Source organism: candidate division KSB1 bacterium (assembly GCA_034521575.1).
Lineage (GTDB): Bacteria > Zhuqueibacterota > Zhuqueibacteria > Residuimicrobiales > Krinioviventaceae > JAXHMJ01.
In genome coordinates this window covers 1,036,585-1,052,353 of record JAXHMJ010000005.1, presented here as the reverse complement: position 1 = coordinate 1,052,353, position 15,769 = coordinate 1,036,585, and the positions used below count along the sequence as shown (strand labels likewise).

Annotated in this window: 18 protein-coding genes; 8 read left to right on the top strand and 10 right to left on the bottom strand. The window is 47.6% G+C overall.

What is annotated here, in order from left to right; all coding sequences use genetic code 11:
- Nucleotides 1-127: 127 nt before the first annotated feature.
- The gene (locus tag U5R06_17705; protein ID MDZ7724582.1) at nt 128-937 is read right to left on the bottom strand and encodes an HD domain-containing protein; all 810 of its coding nucleotides are present in this window, start codon (nt 935-937) and stop codon (nt 128-130) included.
- Nucleotides 938-947: 10 nt separating this feature from the next.
- Nucleotides 948-1,655: an MBL fold metallo-hydrolase gene (locus tag U5R06_17700; protein ID MDZ7724581.1), complete on the bottom strand. Its 708-nt coding sequence runs from the start codon at nt 1,653-1,655 to the stop codon at nt 948-950.
- Nucleotides 1,656-1,873: 218 nt separating this feature from the next.
- Here U5R06_17700 and U5R06_17695 point away from each other — a divergent pair, with 218 nt between their 5' ends.
- The 8 genes from U5R06_17695 to U5R06_17660 all read left to right on the top strand — a co-directional run bounded on the left by U5R06_17695 (nt 1,874) and on the right by U5R06_17660 (nt 6,398).
- Nucleotides 1,874-2,089 (top strand): hypothetical protein, encoded by a 216-nt coding sequence (locus U5R06_17695; protein MDZ7724580.1) that lies wholly within the window; start codon nt 1,874-1,876, stop codon nt 2,087-2,089.
- Entirely contained in the window at nt 2,025-3,359 is a 1,335-nt protein-coding gene (locus U5R06_17690) for an alpha-amylase family glycosyl hydrolase (protein MDZ7724579.1), read from the top strand. Before U5R06_17695 ends, U5R06_17690 begins: the two co-directional genes overlap by 65 nt.
- A 50-nt stretch (nt 3,360-3,409) precedes the next feature.
- Nucleotides 3,410-3,631: a hypothetical protein gene (locus U5R06_17685; GenBank protein MDZ7724578.1), complete on the top strand. Its 222-nt coding sequence runs from the start codon at nt 3,410-3,412 to the stop codon at nt 3,629-3,631.
- Nucleotides 3,624-3,785, top strand: coding sequence for a hypothetical protein (locus U5R06_17680; GenBank protein MDZ7724577.1), 162 nt, complete (start codon nt 3,624-3,626; stop codon nt 3,783-3,785). Before U5R06_17685 ends, U5R06_17680 begins: the two co-directional genes overlap by 8 nt.
- Before the next feature lie 56 nt (nt 3,786-3,841).
- Complete coding sequence (locus tag U5R06_17675; GenBank protein ID MDZ7724576.1) at nt 3,842-4,165, top strand: hypothetical protein; 324 nt, start codon at nt 3,842-3,844, stop codon at nt 4,163-4,165.
- Nucleotides 4,146-4,472 (top strand): hypothetical protein, encoded by a 327-nt coding sequence (locus U5R06_17670; protein ID MDZ7724575.1) that lies wholly within the window; start codon nt 4,146-4,148, stop codon nt 4,470-4,472. The genes U5R06_17675 and U5R06_17670 overlap by 20 nt, the downstream gene beginning before the upstream one ends.
- Before the next feature lie 212 nt (nt 4,473-4,684).
- A complete protein-coding gene (locus U5R06_17665; protein MDZ7724574.1) occupies nt 4,685-5,989 on the top strand; it encodes a Gfo/Idh/MocA family oxidoreductase in 1,305 nt (434 codons plus the stop codon).
- Between the two features lie 232 nt (nt 5,990-6,221).
- Nucleotides 6,222-6,398, top strand: coding sequence for a hypothetical protein (locus tag U5R06_17660; GenBank protein MDZ7724573.1), 177 nt, complete (start codon nt 6,222-6,224; stop codon nt 6,396-6,398).
- 108 nt (nt 6,399-6,506) lie between these two features.
- Here U5R06_17660 and U5R06_17655 read toward each other — a convergent pair whose 3' ends face one another.
- The 8 genes from U5R06_17655 to U5R06_17620 form a co-directional block, all read right to left on the bottom strand.
- Entirely contained in the window at nt 6,507-7,418 is a 912-nt protein-coding gene (locus U5R06_17655) for a lysophospholipid acyltransferase family protein (protein ID MDZ7724572.1), read from the bottom strand.
- Complete coding sequence (locus tag U5R06_17650; GenBank protein MDZ7724571.1) at nt 7,411-7,596, bottom strand: hypothetical protein; 186 nt, start codon at nt 7,594-7,596, stop codon at nt 7,411-7,413. The genes U5R06_17655 and U5R06_17650 overlap by 8 nt, the downstream gene beginning before the upstream one ends.
- 306 nt (nt 7,597-7,902) lie before the next feature.
- On the bottom strand, nt 7,903-8,388 hold the full coding sequence (locus tag U5R06_17645) for a cupin domain-containing protein (GenBank protein ID MDZ7724570.1): 486 nt from the start codon (nt 8,386-8,388) through the stop codon (nt 7,903-7,905).
- A gap of 343 nt (nt 8,389-8,731) precedes the next feature.
- The gene (locus U5R06_17640; protein ID MDZ7724569.1) at nt 8,732-9,607 is read right to left on the bottom strand and encodes a mechanosensitive ion channel family protein; all 876 of its coding nucleotides are present in this window, start codon (nt 9,605-9,607) and stop codon (nt 8,732-8,734) included.
- A 161-nt stretch (nt 9,608-9,768) separates the two neighbouring features.
- Nucleotides 9,769-9,939 carry a fibronectin type III-like domain-contianing protein gene (locus U5R06_17635; GenBank protein ID MDZ7724568.1) on the bottom strand — a complete coding sequence of 57 codons (171 nt, stop codon included), beginning with the start codon at nt 9,937-9,939 and terminating at the stop codon, nt 9,769-9,771.
- Complete coding sequence (locus U5R06_17630; GenBank protein ID MDZ7724567.1) at nt 9,914-11,893, bottom strand: glycoside hydrolase family 3 C-terminal domain-containing protein; 1,980 nt, start codon at nt 11,891-11,893, stop codon at nt 9,914-9,916. The genes U5R06_17635 and U5R06_17630 overlap by 26 nt, the downstream gene beginning before the upstream one ends.
- Nucleotides 11,894-11,949: 56 nt before the next feature.
- Nucleotides 11,950-14,133, bottom strand: coding sequence for an elongation factor G (fusA, locus tag U5R06_17625; protein MDZ7724566.1), 2,184 nt, complete (start codon nt 14,131-14,133; stop codon nt 11,950-11,952).
- A 54-nt stretch (nt 14,134-14,187) separates the two neighbouring features.
- Nucleotides 14,188-15,717 carry an AMP-binding protein gene (locus U5R06_17620; protein ID MDZ7724565.1) on the bottom strand — a complete coding sequence of 510 codons (1,530 nt, stop codon included), beginning with the start codon at nt 15,715-15,717 and terminating at the stop codon, nt 14,188-14,190.
- Nucleotides 15,718-15,769 lie beyond the last annotated feature (52 nt).

Here is a 15,769-nt window from a genome sequence, read left to right as displayed (position 1 = left end):
CAGGTAAATGTACAATATTCTTTTGAATAATGCAAATGAGATTTACAATAATATGCAAATTTCTTTATAAATTTGGAAAGAGGAGTATAGAATGAACAGGATATGATATTGTTCAACGATTAAACATTTAAACGTTTGCTGTTTTAAGAACAGCATCGCTCCGCTTTTTAATGTATTTTCTGATATCCCGGAATAACCCGATGAATGGCTCGTCCTGCGGGAGCGCTCTGGCAATCTTTTCCAGATACTGCCGTTCCTGCACGGCCTGCAGCGTCGCTGAGAAATTGATATCAAACACCCAGCCCATCTGCAGCAGTTTAAAATCATTCAAATTGTGAATACCCGTGTGATGCACGATTTCATGGGCGCGGATATCCGCCACGACTGCATCGGAACACCCCGGTGTATCCGGCAGATCCAATTCGATGGTGTTGCTGCGTTTGCCGTCCCGGCGGTGATAATACTCGGTGACCACATGATAAATATCCAGCTTGTCGGCGTCGCGCAGCAGTCGGGCGTACAGCAGGCATTCCGGTGTTTCGTCCTCTATAAGTTTGGCGCGGTTGTGATAACGGATGGCGCGGGTGATCAGCGACCGGTCGTTCGAGCTCAGCCGTTGTAGAATACCGTAGCGCTGCAGAATGCGCAGTCCCAGTTCTGCATGATTGTCGGACACATGATCGCGAAACGTGTGGTAGCGGAGATACTGTTCAAAGCGGCCGACATCGTGAAACAGGGCGGTGATTTCAGCCAGAGCCTTTTGTTCATCTGACAGATGCAGCGATTCTGCGAGCATACGGATTTCTTTACATACTCTGCGGGTGTGGTTTTGTTTTAATATTGTGTTTTCGCGTAAATCCTGACTGCCGAATTTATAGGTCTCGGCATAGATTTGAAACCAGTTCTGCATGTCCGGAAGATGATCGTGTATGTTCATTTGTGTCCCTTTAAATCTCCAATGCGCGGCCGGATCCGAGTTTGATAAACTGATCGCCGTAACGCTTTTGAAACATGGCTATCGCCTGATTTCCAGTGCAATGGGTGGCGCCTACACGCTCTACGGGCAGGGCCTGAAACTGATCGATAACGTGATCGATTTCTTTTTCACTGTCGTTCATCATATGAAAACCGCCGAACACCAGAGAAATACGCGATGCGCGGGTGACCGCCAGAGCACGGCGCAATATATTGAGAATGCCCGGATGTGAACAGCCGGTGATCACACTGATTCCTGTATCTCCCGGTATGATCAGGGCCTGTTCCGGCATGGATACGCCCTTGTAAATACTTGCAATCTCTCCGGTAATCTGAATGTTTTTGGCTATCGTCTGGCCTGGTTCTGATGCTTTGAATATGCCTTTGTGCTGTTCGACTCTGTTTTTAAACTCGTCGCTGAATCCGGGACAACCGTACACATTCAAACCGGGGTGCTCATCTAAAAGTTCCCAGAGTCCGCCGGTATGATCCCAGTGGGTATGCGAAATGACCACAGATTCGATTTTTGACCGGTCGATGTTTAGTTTTTCCATATTGGAAAACAGCGGCGCCGCTTTTTCACCGGTATCAAACAGAATTTGATCAACCAGACAGGAAAATCCCCAACCGGCATGGAATCCCGGCAGGGCGGTGTTGTCGTAACAAATTTTTGCTTGCACATTGAATCTCCCGTTAATGAAAATCATTTTCAATATAAGCAATTACTCTTTAAAATTCAAACACGAAATTACAAGCCGGATGATTGTACGATTATCATGAGGTTGCATTTGGATTTCAACTGAAAATGTTGTAAATTTTTAAATCATGTATAATGAGGGAGAATAAAAAATATCAAACGTTATTAAAATCTGAATAGAAAAAATTGGATTTAGCATTTATGACTGATAATAAGGCTCTCACGTCCTGGGGGCAAACACGCATCGGTTATCAGTGTTTTGTCGACAGCTTTTCCCGCGCAACCGATTATTCCCGTCATACAGATGTATACGGCCGTTCTCCTGTGCATCTGAACTGGAGTGATCCGTTTGATGATTATTGTTATGGATATGGATTTTACGGCGGTGATTTGCCCGGCACTGGGCCGTGCGGTTAGAGAATACCTAAGTGATTTGGGGATCAATCTGCTTTATCTGACGCCGATTTTCGAGGCGGAGAGCAATCATAAATACGACACCTTGAATTACAAACGTATTGATCCGCAGTTTGGATCTATGCATGATTTTCGTGCTTTGCTTGCCGATTGCCATGAGCATGACATCAAATTGATCCTGGACGGCGTGTTCAATCATACCAGCTGCAATCACGAGTGGTTCAAACGCGCGGAACAGGGGATTGAACCGTTTGTACATTATTACAAACGCAACCAAGACGGCTATTTTATCAAATGGGCGGGGGTGGAAACCCTGCCGGTCCTGAATTACAAGCATCCGGATGTCCGCAGTGCCCTGTATGCAGGAGACGACAGTGTGGTTAAGTATTGGCTAAACAAAGGCATTGATGGGTGGCGTCTGGATGTGGCGGAAAAACTGGGCAAACCGGTGATTCGGGATATAAAATCAGTTATGAAACCCCGTTTTTCAAATCGAATGCTGGTCGGTGAAGTGGTGGAAACCTATGGCCGGGACTGGCTGGGTCCTGAATTGCTGGATGGTGTAATGAATTATGTGTTCCTGGGCACCACGGTCAAATATCTCACCGGGGTAGAGACTGCTGAAACTTTTTTAAAGCATTTATCCGATATGTACGACAGCTATCCGCGTCCTCAGTTATACGCCAGCTGGAATATCATCAGCACACACGATACCAACCGAATGGCCTATGAAGTGAACGGCAACGAGAATCTGTTCAAAATGGCTGTTACCCTGCAGTTTACCTATCCGGGTGTGCCTATGATTTTTTACGGTGATGAAATCGGACTGCATCCGGGCAAAAAGGATCGGGATAACCGCAACGGCATGGACTGGGACCGGGTCGATTTGCTCAAGTTAAAAGAACGCGATCCCGGCAGAACGGTACTGCCCATGGACTGGGACAAGACGAACCAAGCCAGCAGCATTCATTTTTTTTACAAACATATGATCTGGATGCGCAATGAATGTCCGGCGCTGGTCCGGGGTGCCTTTGTGCCGCTTTATGCGGATGAGAATGTGCTGGCGTTTGCACGAGTGTCTGAACACCAGGCGGTTGTTGTTCTGTTAAACCGCGGGACGAAAACGGAAGTCACTTTCTCGGTTCCCTCTCAATTGCGTTCTGTGGCCTCGGTTGTAAGCAGCCAGCATGGACCGCTGCAGCAATTGGATTTATCGGGCGTGTCGGTTCATGTGACGCTGGAGACTGAAAACATTTATGTGTTTGTTTCATAGATCAATATGTTGTGATTGAAATCATGTGCAGGGTTTGGTAAGGAGAGCGTATGAAAAAAAATTATTTATTGTTTTTCCTGATGTGCCTGACTGCCGCCGGAAATCTATATGCAATCGGCGGTGATGCTCAGTCTGTTGAAGATAGTTTGTCGGATCGGAATGATCTGATTTTTTTCGGCGGATTTGAAGAGCAGTATAACAATTCCGCCTGGGTGGACAGCTGGGGCATTGCCTGGAATAATCGCGCGGATGCGAATACCGGTGATGCCTGATGCCTTTCAAGGCGGCCATTCATTGCGCGTCGAGTATCCGCAAGGCGGCGTTGGACCGGGAGAAACCGGGACTCAGTTTCCCATTGTGTTCCGGGATATGTCTGTCGCTGTCGCCCGACGGTCAGCTCGAGTCCGGTTTACTGCGCGCGTCTAGCCTGAAATACTGGATCCGGATTTGATTTTCAAAAAGGCGGCAAGCTTCCCGGACTCATGGGCGGCGGCGATTCCTGGGCACGCTCCGGGGGCCACCAACCGGACGGCAGCAACGGCTGGACTCTGCGGTTTATGTGGCGGCGGGAGGGGAGAATTGTGGTTTATGCCTATGTGCCGAAAAGCGGCAACGAAAAATGGGGCGCGGAAACCTGGGGACAGGATATCGATTGTAATTTCAGCGCAATCCCCGGCGTCTGGCACTGCATTGAGCAGTATGTGCATGTGGGCACACCGGGACAGGACGATGGTGTGCTAAAAGTCTGGATTGACGGCGAACCGCGTCTAACTATTTCCGATATGCGTGAATTTTGCGGACGTTGAAAACAACAATGGACGCGTTGGCGGGATTTATTTTTCCACCTTTCACGGCGGCAATACCCCGGACTGGGGTCCGGATACGACCTGTTATGTTCAATTTGACGGAATCGTAGCTGCAGATAACCGGGTGGGACTCTATGGGACGAATCCGGCTTTGCTGCGCCTGGGAACTATGGAATTGCCCACAGGATATGCAGAACTGCCTTACCGGGCTGAACTCGATGCGGTTCGCGGCGGAACGCCTCCCTATGAATGGTCGATCACCGGTGGTGATCTTCCACAGGGTTTATTTCTATCAATTGACAACTGATTTGGGCCGTAGCGTGCGTAAAATGATATTGGTTCGGTAGCCGGGATGTCCCGGTCATTTTGATTTATCTTTTTTGCGGAAAGGTTTACATTTTGAATTAACTGTAGATATGCGGCGATTGGTTGTGTATATGAAAACAAGTGTTGAAGGCATGCTGATTTTTTCGTATGTTATCAGTATGTATTTCATCAAAAACAGGAGGACTTTTTCGTATGCAAAAGCTTTTAAATATTTCTCGACGGACATTTATCAGAGCAGCAGGCGCTGCAAGTTTGGTTGCCCCTGCAGTTATCAAGCGGGCCGGCGCTCAAACCGAATTGTTGAACATCGGTTTGATCGGATGCGGGTGGTACGGTATGCTGGTGTTGAACAAGGCATTTGATGTCGGAGGCGTAAACTGTGTGGCTTTGTGCGATGTAGATTCAGAGCATCTAAAAAACAGTGCGGACAAAGTCGAGGAGAATCAGGGCCGCCGTCCGGAACTGTATCAAGACTACCGCGAACTGCTGGAGCACTCTGGTCTGCAGGCGGTGATCATTGCCACGCCGCCGCATTGGCACGCGCTGCCGTTTCTGGCTGCACTCGAGCAAGGCCTGGATATTTACTGTGAAAAACCTCTGGCCTATGATATTCGCGAAGGCCAGGTCATGGTCGAAGCGGCACAGAACAGCGATTCTATCGTGCAGATCGGATTTCAGCGGCGTCAGAGTCAGGCGATTCTGCAGGCGCGGGATGCCATTCAGAGCGGGGCCATCGGAGATGTGGTTCAGGTGGATACGCAAATCCATTACAACGCGCCGATACGCGACACCGAACCTCAGAATCCGCCTGAATCCCTGGACTGGGAGTTCTGGTGCGGACCGGCGCCAAAATTGCCTTACCGTCCAAACATCGGCCATATTGCCTGGCGCCTTGAAAAAGCCTACGGCAATGGTCACCTGGTGGACTGGGGTATTCACTGGATTGATGCGATACGGCTGATTTTGGATGAAGATATGCCATTTTCTGTGAATTCCAGCGGCGGTATTATTCATTTAAAGGATCAAATTACAACTCCCGATACACTCACCACGTATTTTGAGTTTGAAACCTGTCCTGTGGTCTGGCGGCACCGGCTTTGGGGCGCGAAAGAGTATCCGGGTGAACCCACAAACGGCATGTTTTTCTATGGAACACAGGGTACATTGTTTGTGAATGGCCGAAAATGGGTGGTTGTATCCAATAAAAAAGGTGCCGAACCTGAGGAACACAACGTGAAAACCGATTCAGCCAAAGGACACATGGCGGATTTTCTGAATGCGGTTGCCTCAAGACGGCAGCCCGATTGCACTGTGGCGGATGCTTTTCTGTCGACGGCGACAGTGCAGCTTGGTATGATCTCCTGGGAAGCGCATCAACGTATCAATTGGGATGCGCAGAATCAACAAATCATCAATAACACCCGTGCTAATGAAAAGCTCAGACGCGAATATCGCAAACCATGGGTGCATCCGTATAGCGTCAAGTCAAAGGACTGAGAATCGAAACGTCACAAGTTGCAAAAAGATATCATTCTCTGGGAATCTATCTGCATCACCCGGCTGCGGATTTAATGACAATGCTTTTTTAAAACGCGGCGTTGAATTTACAAAGCCAAACGTGATGTTTTACTGAAAAGCAGGGGGGGACAGCAGTTACAACGCTGTATCAATCAGCCGCGGTCTGGAACTATAATTACTGCTGCCTCGCGATCATGTACGGAAAAAGACGTTGGCATCTGCTCTGCTAAAAAGCGCTCACTGGCAGCATTCCCGTATCAGCGATTCCGGCGAAATCATGATCCAGGGTGATACGCGCGTGTTCCGGGAGGTGAACGCTTTTTCGGCCATGAAAAAACTGTCGATTACAAGGCAACGCTTCGGGGAGTGTGTTTTATGTGGGTATTGAGTGGTGAACGCCGGTGGAAAGAGTTGGCGGAAAAATTATAAAGTCAGAACATCAGACAGCAAATCCCGGCAGTGTGTTTCCGTGGCAAGGCCAATGAATTTTAAGACACTATGTTCTGTCTTTTTTCTCTTCCGGCGGTCGGGTTCTCCATCGTTTGTGCATCCAGAACCAGTGGTCCGGATAACGCTGTATAAAGCGTTCAAGAGTCTGGACGTGCCGTTCAGTGAGAATGCGGATATTTTCTTCGCTGACACCCTGAATGTCATCGGTCTTGAGTCGTTCATAAATCACGGAATAGCATCCATCCTTGCGCATAACACAGGCGCCGAATACCACAGGTGCGCCGGTTTTCAGGGCAAACAGTGCCGGTCCCGGTGCGGTTGCTGCTTTGCGGCCGAGAAACGGCACGAAAATGCTATCCTTTTTGGCATTCTGATCAGCCAGCAGCGCCATCGCTTTTCCCTGGCGCAGGGCTTTGAGCACACCGCGTACCGCCAGACCCAGGGGAACGGTTTCAATATGAGCTGCAGTGCGGTATTCATTGATCATTTTATCCACTGACGCATTGCGTTGCGCTTTGGCCAGGACGGCCAGAGGCGTGTATAGTGTTGCAATGGCCGCGCCCATGATCTCCCAGTTGCCAAAATGCCCGGTCATCAAAATGGTGCCTTTTTTCATAGACAGGGCATCTTTCAGGACTCGGGGATTTTTCATAACCACACGATTTTTCATTTCCTGTTCACTGCGAATCGGGGTGCGCATGAATTCAGTAAATGTCTGACCGAAATGCTGGTATGTGCGCAGCAGAATTCCCCGCAATTCGCGTTCGGTGCGCTGTGGAAAAGATTTTCGCAGGTTGTCCAGCGCCACATCCTTGCGCAGCGGGATAATGTGATAGACAAACCGTCCCAGTATTCGTCCCGCCCGGACAGCCGTATCGGGTGACAGACTCTGAACCAGCCGGGCTACGCCCCGGGTTAAAGTGTATTCAATTCGGTGTTTGCGTGTTTTTTTACTCATAGTTGAGAAATGTAATGAGAATTGCGCATATCTGCAAGCCGGATTTTAAGTGTCGGGCATTGGCGATTGTGGTCACGGCATAACCTAAATTCAGATCATCCTCTCCTTTCGGAATTTCGAGATGCAAAAATCCGGCGGCGGCGGCCACTGTTGGTGTCAAATCTATTGTATTTATCATTTTCCGTGGAATCAATAACCGCACCCAGTGATTTATGTAACAGATGTGCTGTATTATCCATGTTCTGCGTACCTGCATGCAGCATAGTCAGGATTATCAGATTAAAAAAACTGATACAAACTATTAAACAATTTTTTGACATCTTGAACTCCGCTTTAATGACAAATCTTGTTGTACACACACATGATTTGATAGAACCGGCTGCCCGAAATGGCGGTCAGGATGTTACTCTGTTTATCGACCGGAAAAAGCGGTGAAACATCTCGCAGCTGACTGAGATTCTGCGTTATACCCAGTTAATCTGCGTTATACCCAGTTAATAAGATCGGGATACATGTCCAGTACCCGGTCGCATGCCTCGGTGTCGTCACTGAGAAATATGAAATCTTTAAAATCAAAGCCAGGGGCAACCGTACAACCCATGAGTGAATACTCGCCGGTTGAAACAGCGGCCTGCCAGTTTCCGCCTTTGATACAGTACTGGTACACAGGTGTATCGGTCTCATCACCCAAAGTAATGATATGGCTTTCCCGGCTATCGGCCTGAACATGCAAAAGCCTCAGAGGCGCACCTTCGAAGAAATGCCATAATTCGTCGTGAAGCACCCGGTGCAGCCGGCTTTTTTGTCCTTTTGTGAGTAGGAAATAGATCTCTGTGACCGCGCTGCGGGAATGCCCGGTTTTGGGTGATTTTACTGTATTTTCAGAACGAAATGTTTCTTTAAAATAACCACCCTCCGGATGCGGAGTCAGCTGCAATAGATCGATGAGTTGTTGAGCGCGTTCATTCATGCTCTATTCCTTGTACTGGTCTGATTTAGATGCCGGGGCGTTGAGGGATGCGGCGCAGGTGCCGGGATTCATATATTCTCTGAATGCAGCCATGATTCATAGGGGTCTTTCAGTTCTTTAACTTTTTGGAAAAACTCTTGCCAGATTATTCAGTTCAGTCGGATCATTTTTCATATTGTACAGTTGCCAGTTGCCGTTATTAGGCTTTACGATTTTCCAGTTAGCCGTGCGCACCCTGCGGAATTGGTCTGTGAATCCGGATATAAAATCTGATGTTGAGTTTTGGAAAATGCTTTTTTATTCACGGCAACATCCTTTTTTGTTGATTGATTTGCATAGATATTTAATCTTGCTTGTAAAAGCGGGTAGTCGGGTATGCGAGGCTGATATCCGGTTCCGCATTAAAGGCATCAAGCACGGATTCCCATATCTGCTGTTCAGTGGAACGCCGCTGTCTTGGATCGACCATATATCGGAGCGTCAGCAATACGCCGCTGTCGCGAACGCTGGTATACACAATCGGAGTGAGAGCAGAGTAGTGGATGAAATACTTTTCGGCGGCGCGTCGAATCTGTTCCTGGGCGTTTTGAGAGAGGTGTTCCGCATGCTTGACGACTATATCGCTAAGCAGCTTTTTGGCTTTCTTCCAGTTGCTTTCGAACGTGATCAACACCGGGATTTCATTCCAGATATATTCAAATCCGATTTGATAATTAGCCAGGGGATCACGCAGTACTTTGCTGTTGGGTATATGAATGATGCGTCCTGTGCTCTGGTCCGAATCCACCCAGTTGCCGATTTCCACCACACTGAACTGCAGAAAACGGATATCGATCACATCCCCGGCGGTTTCAGTGATTTGAATACGGTCACCGACTTTGAACGGTTTACGGGAAATAATAAAAACCCATCCGGCGATATTGGCGACGGTATCATGCATTGCAATGGCCAGACCGGCGCTGGCGAGTCCGAGAAATGTGGTAATAGATTCCAGACCTTTGATCCAGACCCGGCCAATCATCAGAACCAAAAGTACGGTATAGATATAAACAAAGGTTCGGCGCATATAGTAGATGCGTTCATGATCTTCGATCCTTTTAAGTATGAATAAATTGAGGAGATATCTGGCAGTCGTCAATACAATAAAGATGACCAGTGACAGAAAAAGCTTGTAAAGTACGGGTTGTGAGATGTTGATATAACTGCTCAATGTTTGCATTGAATAGAGACCTGAATGTTTATAATGTTAATTATGTCTATTAATATTAAACAAACCCTCGGGATAATGCAGAAAAATGTGACAAAACGGGCAAATTTGATGCATTGAAAAATAATACAGATCACCAGGCCCCGCTAAAGAGTGTTGATTGATAGATCGTTTTAATGGGTTATTTGAGCCTTTAAATGCAGATCCCGCAAAGATGAACCGACATGAATGACAAATGTACCGGGTTCAGCGTACCAGTCCTGTCGGGACGGGTCCCAGAAAGAAAAATCTTGTTCGTTCAGTTTCAGAGCAATGGTTTTACTTGTGCCGCGGAGCCAGTTCAACTTTTGCAAATCCTTTTAATTCTTTTTCAGGGCGGGGCACAGAAGATTCGGATCGGATTACATAAAGCTGCGCGGTTTCGGCAGCGGTTTGTTCACCCGTGTTGGTGATTTTGAACTGCACTTTATAACTGCTGCCGGTTTGTTCAATTTTAAGATGACTGTATTCGAATGTGCTGTAGGACAAGCCGTAACCAAATGGATACAGCGGTTCAATCTGTTTTGAATCGTACCAGCGGTATCCCATAAACACGCCTTCGGTGTATACTATATCATAAATCGGCCGTTTCAGGTCTCCGTCATGTTCCCATCCCTGATACAGGCTGTCGCCGTCAGGAAGATAGTGGTATCCCGGCGAGTCTGAGAACTCTTTTTCAATGCTGATAGGCAGTTTTCCGGAGGGGCTAACGGCTCCGGAAATGATTTCTGCCAGCGCTGTGTTGCCGTTTTGTCCCGGATACCAGCAGTACAGAATCGCCGCTACTTTATCGTGCCAGTCCGTCATTTTGCGGCCGCTTCCGGTATTGATCAGCGCAACTGTGTTGGGATTCAAAGCGGCGGTGTGCAGTACGCGTTCATTGACGCTATCGGGAAAGGCGAACGGCTGATCCCAGCCTTCGCTGTCAATGGTGCCGATACTGAGAAGCACAATGTCATGTGCCTTGATTTCAGTTTCTGTCGGGGTCTCTATGTAGTTCAGCTGCTCGCCATAAACCTTTTTCAGTGCGTCCAGCATTTGCACATGATTATAACCTTCCACCGAAGCGGCGCCTTGTCCGCGGGCGATGGTTGTGACAAAATCACCAGTCAGCAGGATGGTTTTATTGTCCTTTGGTGAAACAGGCAGGATATGGTTCGAGTTCTTTAGCAAAACTATAGATTCACGTGCGGTCTGCAGCGCGATTTCTTCATGTTGTGGAAACGTATCCAGATAAGAGGCATCTTTGATGGGGCGGTCGTACAATCCCATGGCAATGACGGTGCGCAGTATATGGAACGCCATGCGGTCAATATCTTTTTCAGAAACAATTCCACTTTCTATCAGGCTGTCAGCCGATTCTTTGACATATTGGCAATATTCCCGTTCAAATTCAGTGAACCATTCACCGTGTTCGCCGGGCATTTCAAGATCAAGTCCGGATTTGATGGTTTTTTCGGCATCAAACGTAGACCACCAGTCCGACATGACCAGCCATTTGAATCCGAGTTGTCTGCGAAGCAGTCCGGTAACCAGTTCACGGCTTTGTGCCGCCCATTCTCCGTTCACCTGATTGTATGCCGTCATCACAGCCATAGCGCCTGCGTCAATGCCGGCTTTAAAGGCCGGAAGGTATATTTCGTGCAGAGTGCGGTCGTCAACAACAGAGTTTGAACGTCGTCGGTAGTGATCCGTGTTGTTGGCCACAAAATGCTTCAGCGTTGCGAGAGTACCGGTATTCTGCAAAGCAATCACATAATTCTCAATCAAGCGTGCAGCCAAATAGGGGTCTTCGCCGAAATACTCAAAGTTTCTGCCGTTCTGTGACATTCGGTACATGTTCATTCCGGGCCCCAGCAGCACTGCGATGCCTCCGGCACGGCACTCTTCACCAATGCTTTTGGCGTATTCACGTGTCAGATCCGTGTTCCAGGTGGCTGTCAGAGCCAAGGGACACGGAAATGCTGTGGATTTTTTTAGGCGATTGTCCAGATTTCTCCGGATATGAACACCCTGGGTGGCATCTGCCAGGTATAATTCTTTAATGTTGAGATGATCGTAACCTTTTATAAAAAAAGTATTATGCCCACCTACAAACTGGATTTTTTCTTCCAGCGTCATTCTATCCAGTAAATCCTGAGCGCGGGCATCAGCCTTCTCGAGCGATACGGGGGGTTCAAAATCAAACGTCATATCAGAATCTCCATATGACAGAGTAAATACACATAAAACCAGCAACAGAGGCATTGTTCGCTTCATAATAGCTCCATATTCTAATTAAAGTAACAAGATCAATCACTCATAGAGGAAAATAATCAGGATGGCGCAATCAGAGATGTGTAACAAATTGGTATCAATCGGCGGTTGATACGAACAGGGATAAAAACCCCGGAGCCTTGGCTCCGGGGAAAAATATTATTCGTGTTCATCTTGCTTTTGAGATTCCTCGATGACCTTGGCTTCCACTTCCTTGGGAACCGGATCATAGTGTGAAAACGTGCGTGTATGGGTTGCACGTCCGCCGGTGATAAGCGTAAGGTGGTGGCATAATTGTGCAGTTCCGCCAGGGGGACTTTGGCGTTAATCAACTGAAAGTGCCCCTGTGTTTCCATTCCGCCGATTTTGCCTCTGCGACTTGAGAGGTCTCCCATCACATCACCCATGCTTTCTTCCGGACATTTGACAACAATGTTGTAAATGGGTTCAAGGAGAATAGGTTTGGCTTTTTTAAACGCCTGTTTAAAAACCTCGCGACCCGCAATCTGGAACGCAATATCCTTGGAATCGACAGGGTGTTCTTTGCCGTCGTAGACATTGGCTTTCACATCTACAACCTGATATCCGGCGACAATTCCCTCTATCAGCACCTGTTTGATGCCCTTTTCAATGGAGGGAATAAATACGTTAGAGATAGCGCCGCCGACAACGGTGCTTTCAAATTCAAAGCCTTCACCGCGCGGTTGAGGTTCGATTTTCATCCAAACCTCGGCAAACTGCCCGGCACCCCCCGACTGTTTTTTATGACGATATTTTTCATCGGCCGGGGTTGTGATGGTTTCGCGATAGGGGATTTTCGGCTTTTTGGTTTCCACCTCTACCCCGTAGCGTTCTTTCAGACGCTCCAGGATGATGTTGAGATGCAGTTCACCCTGTCCCGAAACGACCGTCTGGTGCAATTCCGCGTCGATATTTACCGTAAAACTCGGATCAATTTCATGCAGAGTGTGAAGACCGTTGGATATTTTTTCTTCCTCGCCTTTGATTTTTGGGGATACAGCGACCTGAACCACGGGATCGGCAAAAGTGATTGGCGGGAATTTCATCGATGCGCCTTTGGATACGAGACTGTTGCCGGTGTGCGTATCTTTCAATTTGACAAGCGCGCCGATATCACCGGCTTTGACTGCTCCTACTTCGCTGCGGTTTTTACCGCAAAGAGCATACATCTGTCCAATACGTTCAGTGATACCTCTGGATTTGTTATCCACTTCATTTCCCTGGCTGATGCTGCCGGAGAAGGCACGAACAAGCGAAAGCTCACCCACGTGTTTTTCAGCAATTGTCTTAAAGACCAGAGCGGAAAAATCTTTATTTTCATCGCATTCAACCTCTATGGCATTGTCGGAATCATCCAACGCCTGAACAGGCGGCATATCCACAGGAGACGGAGCATATGATTTAATAAAATCGAGAAGGGGGTTAATACCCATGTTTTTGGAGGCAGCGCCGCACAACAATGGAAAGATAGTGCGGTTTTTCAGGCCGGTTTTCAAGCCCGTGATCAGCTGTTCTGTGGTCAGTTCACCATTTTCGAAATATGTTTCCAGTAGCGCATCATCGGATTCGGCAATTTTTTCCACCAGTTCAGTATGCAATTCTTCGGCTCGGCCGCTGAGATCAGAAGGGATATCCTCTTCTTTATAATTGCCGCTGTTGTCTTCCTGGAATGTTAATTGTTTCATGCTCAGCACATCAATCACTGAATTGAAACTTTCGCCCTGATTGACGGGGAATTGAAAAGCAATGACCTCGTTGCCGTACGCTTCTCGAACCTGGTTCAGAACTTTGTCAAAATCGGCGTGTTCACGGTCCAGCAGATTTGTAAAAAATATGCGCGGCAGATTGTACTCTTGAAGGATTTCCCAAACAATGTCTGTTCCCACTTCAACTCCATTGACGCCATTGAGCAGGAGAACGGCGAGATCTGTAACGCGCAGACCGCATCGGGCTTCACCGATAAAATCCGCGTATCCCGGCATATCAATGAGATTTATTTTGTGTTTATCCCATTCAAACTGAATCAGTGAGGCGCCGAGTGAGATTTTGCGTTCGATTTCATCAGCACGATAATCTGATGTGGTGTTCCCCTCGTCAATCGATCCAAATCTGTTCGTTACTCCCGCAGAATAGAGCATGGCTTCTGCAGCAGTGGTTTTACCTATGGACTGGTGCGAAACCAGTCCGATGTTCCTGATGTCTTGGGGGGCGTAGTCTTTCACTTTCAACCTCCTTTGTTAACGCATGAGGCGTGAGTTTAAGGTTCTTTATTAATACTATTTATTTTCACTGGTATCCAGAACAGATGCCTGGCGCAAATGGCGTTTGAGTACTCGGCCGGTCGCGCTTTTGGGCAGTTCGGGTAAGAATTCCACATATTTTGGGCATTTATAAACCGCCAGTGTTTCACGGCAATGTTGGACAACTTTTTGTTTCTGCATCTCTTCACTCTTTTTCAAGATGACAAATGCTTTCACTTCTGAACCCTGTACCGGGTCCGGAACTGCGACAACGGCAGCTTCCTGAATCTTGGGATGCTCCAGAAGACGTTTTTCCACTTCCGTCGGATAAATATAAAAACCCCCTTTAAGTATGATGTCTTCCTTGCGCTCGGTTACATACAAGTAATGGTCCATGTCAATATAGCCGATATCACCCGTTAAAAGCCAGCCATCTATTAGGCGTTGAGCGGTTTCATTGGGATAATTGTGGTAGCCGCGCATCAGAGAACTGTTGCGCACGCAAATTTCGCCCGGACTGTTCGGGGGAAGGATATTGCCGTCATCATCCCGGATCTGGATTTCAGTACCGACAAGAGGCAGACCGCATGAATCATATTTGCGTTCGCGGTTGATGCGTGTACATGTGACCAAAGGGCCTGCTTCAGTCAGACCGTAAGAATTGAGAATATGAGCATTATATTTTTTTTCAAAGCGATCGGTGGTATCGGCATCGAGCTTACCGCCGTAGCTTAGGCAATATTTGAGTGACGGCAGTTCAGTTTCTTCTTTTGTAACATTGTTCATAGCTCGGAACACACCGGGAACTGCGGCCATAAAATGCGTGTTGCTGTTTTGAATGGTTTGAATCAATTTTTCCGGTGAATAATGCGCCTGTAAAACAATAGTGCCGCCTGCTATAAATGTTGCGTTCATAATCAGAGTTTGTCCCAAAGGATGAAACAGAGGAAGCGCGGAAATGGTGTGCTTGTCGTCTGTGATTAAAAACATTTCTCGACAAGTGGCGGCGCTGTCCAAAAGCGCATAATGTGTCAGCTCTGCGCCCAGCGGCACATCTGCGATCCCGGATGTATAATTGATGGCCGCCAAATCCTCAGGATAAATCTCTGTTTTTTCCTGAATCGGATTGTGATCTGCCAAAAGTTGGGTCAGGGACAGGCTGTTTTGTGGAATGGTTTCGCCCAAAAAAATCAAATTTTCGCAAAAAGGCGCCGCCGCTGCTGCTGCCGCCACTTGCTTGTGAAAACCATGCCAACTGATGACCGTTCGGGCTTCACTGTCGCTCAATTGGTGCATGATTTCGTTGACATTGTTCATAAAGTTTATAGGGACGATAACGCCTCCCGCTGTGAGTGCCGCATAATAGGATATGCAAAAATGCGGGACATTGGGGAGTAAAATGGCAATACGGTCGCCTTTGGTGATCCCCAGCTCTTTAAAAGCCTGCGCCAATCGGCCTACTGATTCATGAAATGTTTGATAATTTATCTGAATGTCACCAAAGATGATCGCTGTCTGTTCCGGACTTCGGTTGACAATATGGTCCAGTTGTGCAATGAGATTCAAATGGTCCCTTTATGTTAGTATCGTTTCAAGAATTTTAAAATACTTTTAATAT

Bases quoted from the DNA above. Each gene is read 5' to 3' on its own strand.
- U5R06_17640 (MDZ7724569.1), bottom strand. From the start codon at position 9,607: ATGCAAACATTGAGCAGTTATATCAACATCTCACAACCCGTACTTTAC.
- U5R06_17685 (MDZ7724578.1), top strand. From the start codon at position 3,410: ATGAAAAAAAATTATTTATTGTTTTTCCTGATGTGCCTGACTGCCGCC.
- U5R06_17675 (MDZ7724576.1), top strand. From the start codon at position 3,842: ATGGGCGGCGGCGATTCCTGGGCACGCTCCGGGGGCCACCAACCGGAC.
- U5R06_17650 (MDZ7724571.1), bottom strand. From the start codon at position 7,596: ATGATAAATACAATAGATTTGACACCAACAGTGGCCGCCGCCGCCGGA.
- U5R06_17630 (MDZ7724567.1), bottom strand. From the start codon at position 11,893: ATGAAGCGAACAATGCCTCTGTTGCTGGTTTTATGTGTATTTACTCTG.
- U5R06_17695 (MDZ7724580.1), top strand. From the start codon at position 1,874: ATGACTGATAATAAGGCTCTCACGTCCTGGGGGCAAACACGCATCGGT.
- U5R06_17645 (MDZ7724570.1), bottom strand. From the start codon at position 8,388: ATGAATGAACGCGCTCAACAACTCATCGATCTATTGCAGCTGACTCCG.
- U5R06_17655 (MDZ7724572.1), bottom strand. From the start codon at position 7,418: ATGAGTAAAAAAACACGCAAACACCGAATTGAATACACTTTAACCCGG.
- U5R06_17680 (MDZ7724577.1), top strand. From the start codon at position 3,624: ATGCCTGATGCCTTTCAAGGCGGCCATTCATTGCGCGTCGAGTATCCG.
- U5R06_17705 (MDZ7724582.1), bottom strand. From the start codon at position 937: ATGAACATACACGATCATCTTCCGGACATGCAGAACTGGTTTCAAATC.
- U5R06_17690 (MDZ7724579.1), top strand. From the start codon at position 2,025: ATGATTATTGTTATGGATATGGATTTTACGGCGGTGATTTGCCCGGCA.
- U5R06_17665 (MDZ7724574.1), top strand. From the start codon at position 4,685: ATGCAAAAGCTTTTAAATATTTCTCGACGGACATTTATCAGAGCAGCA.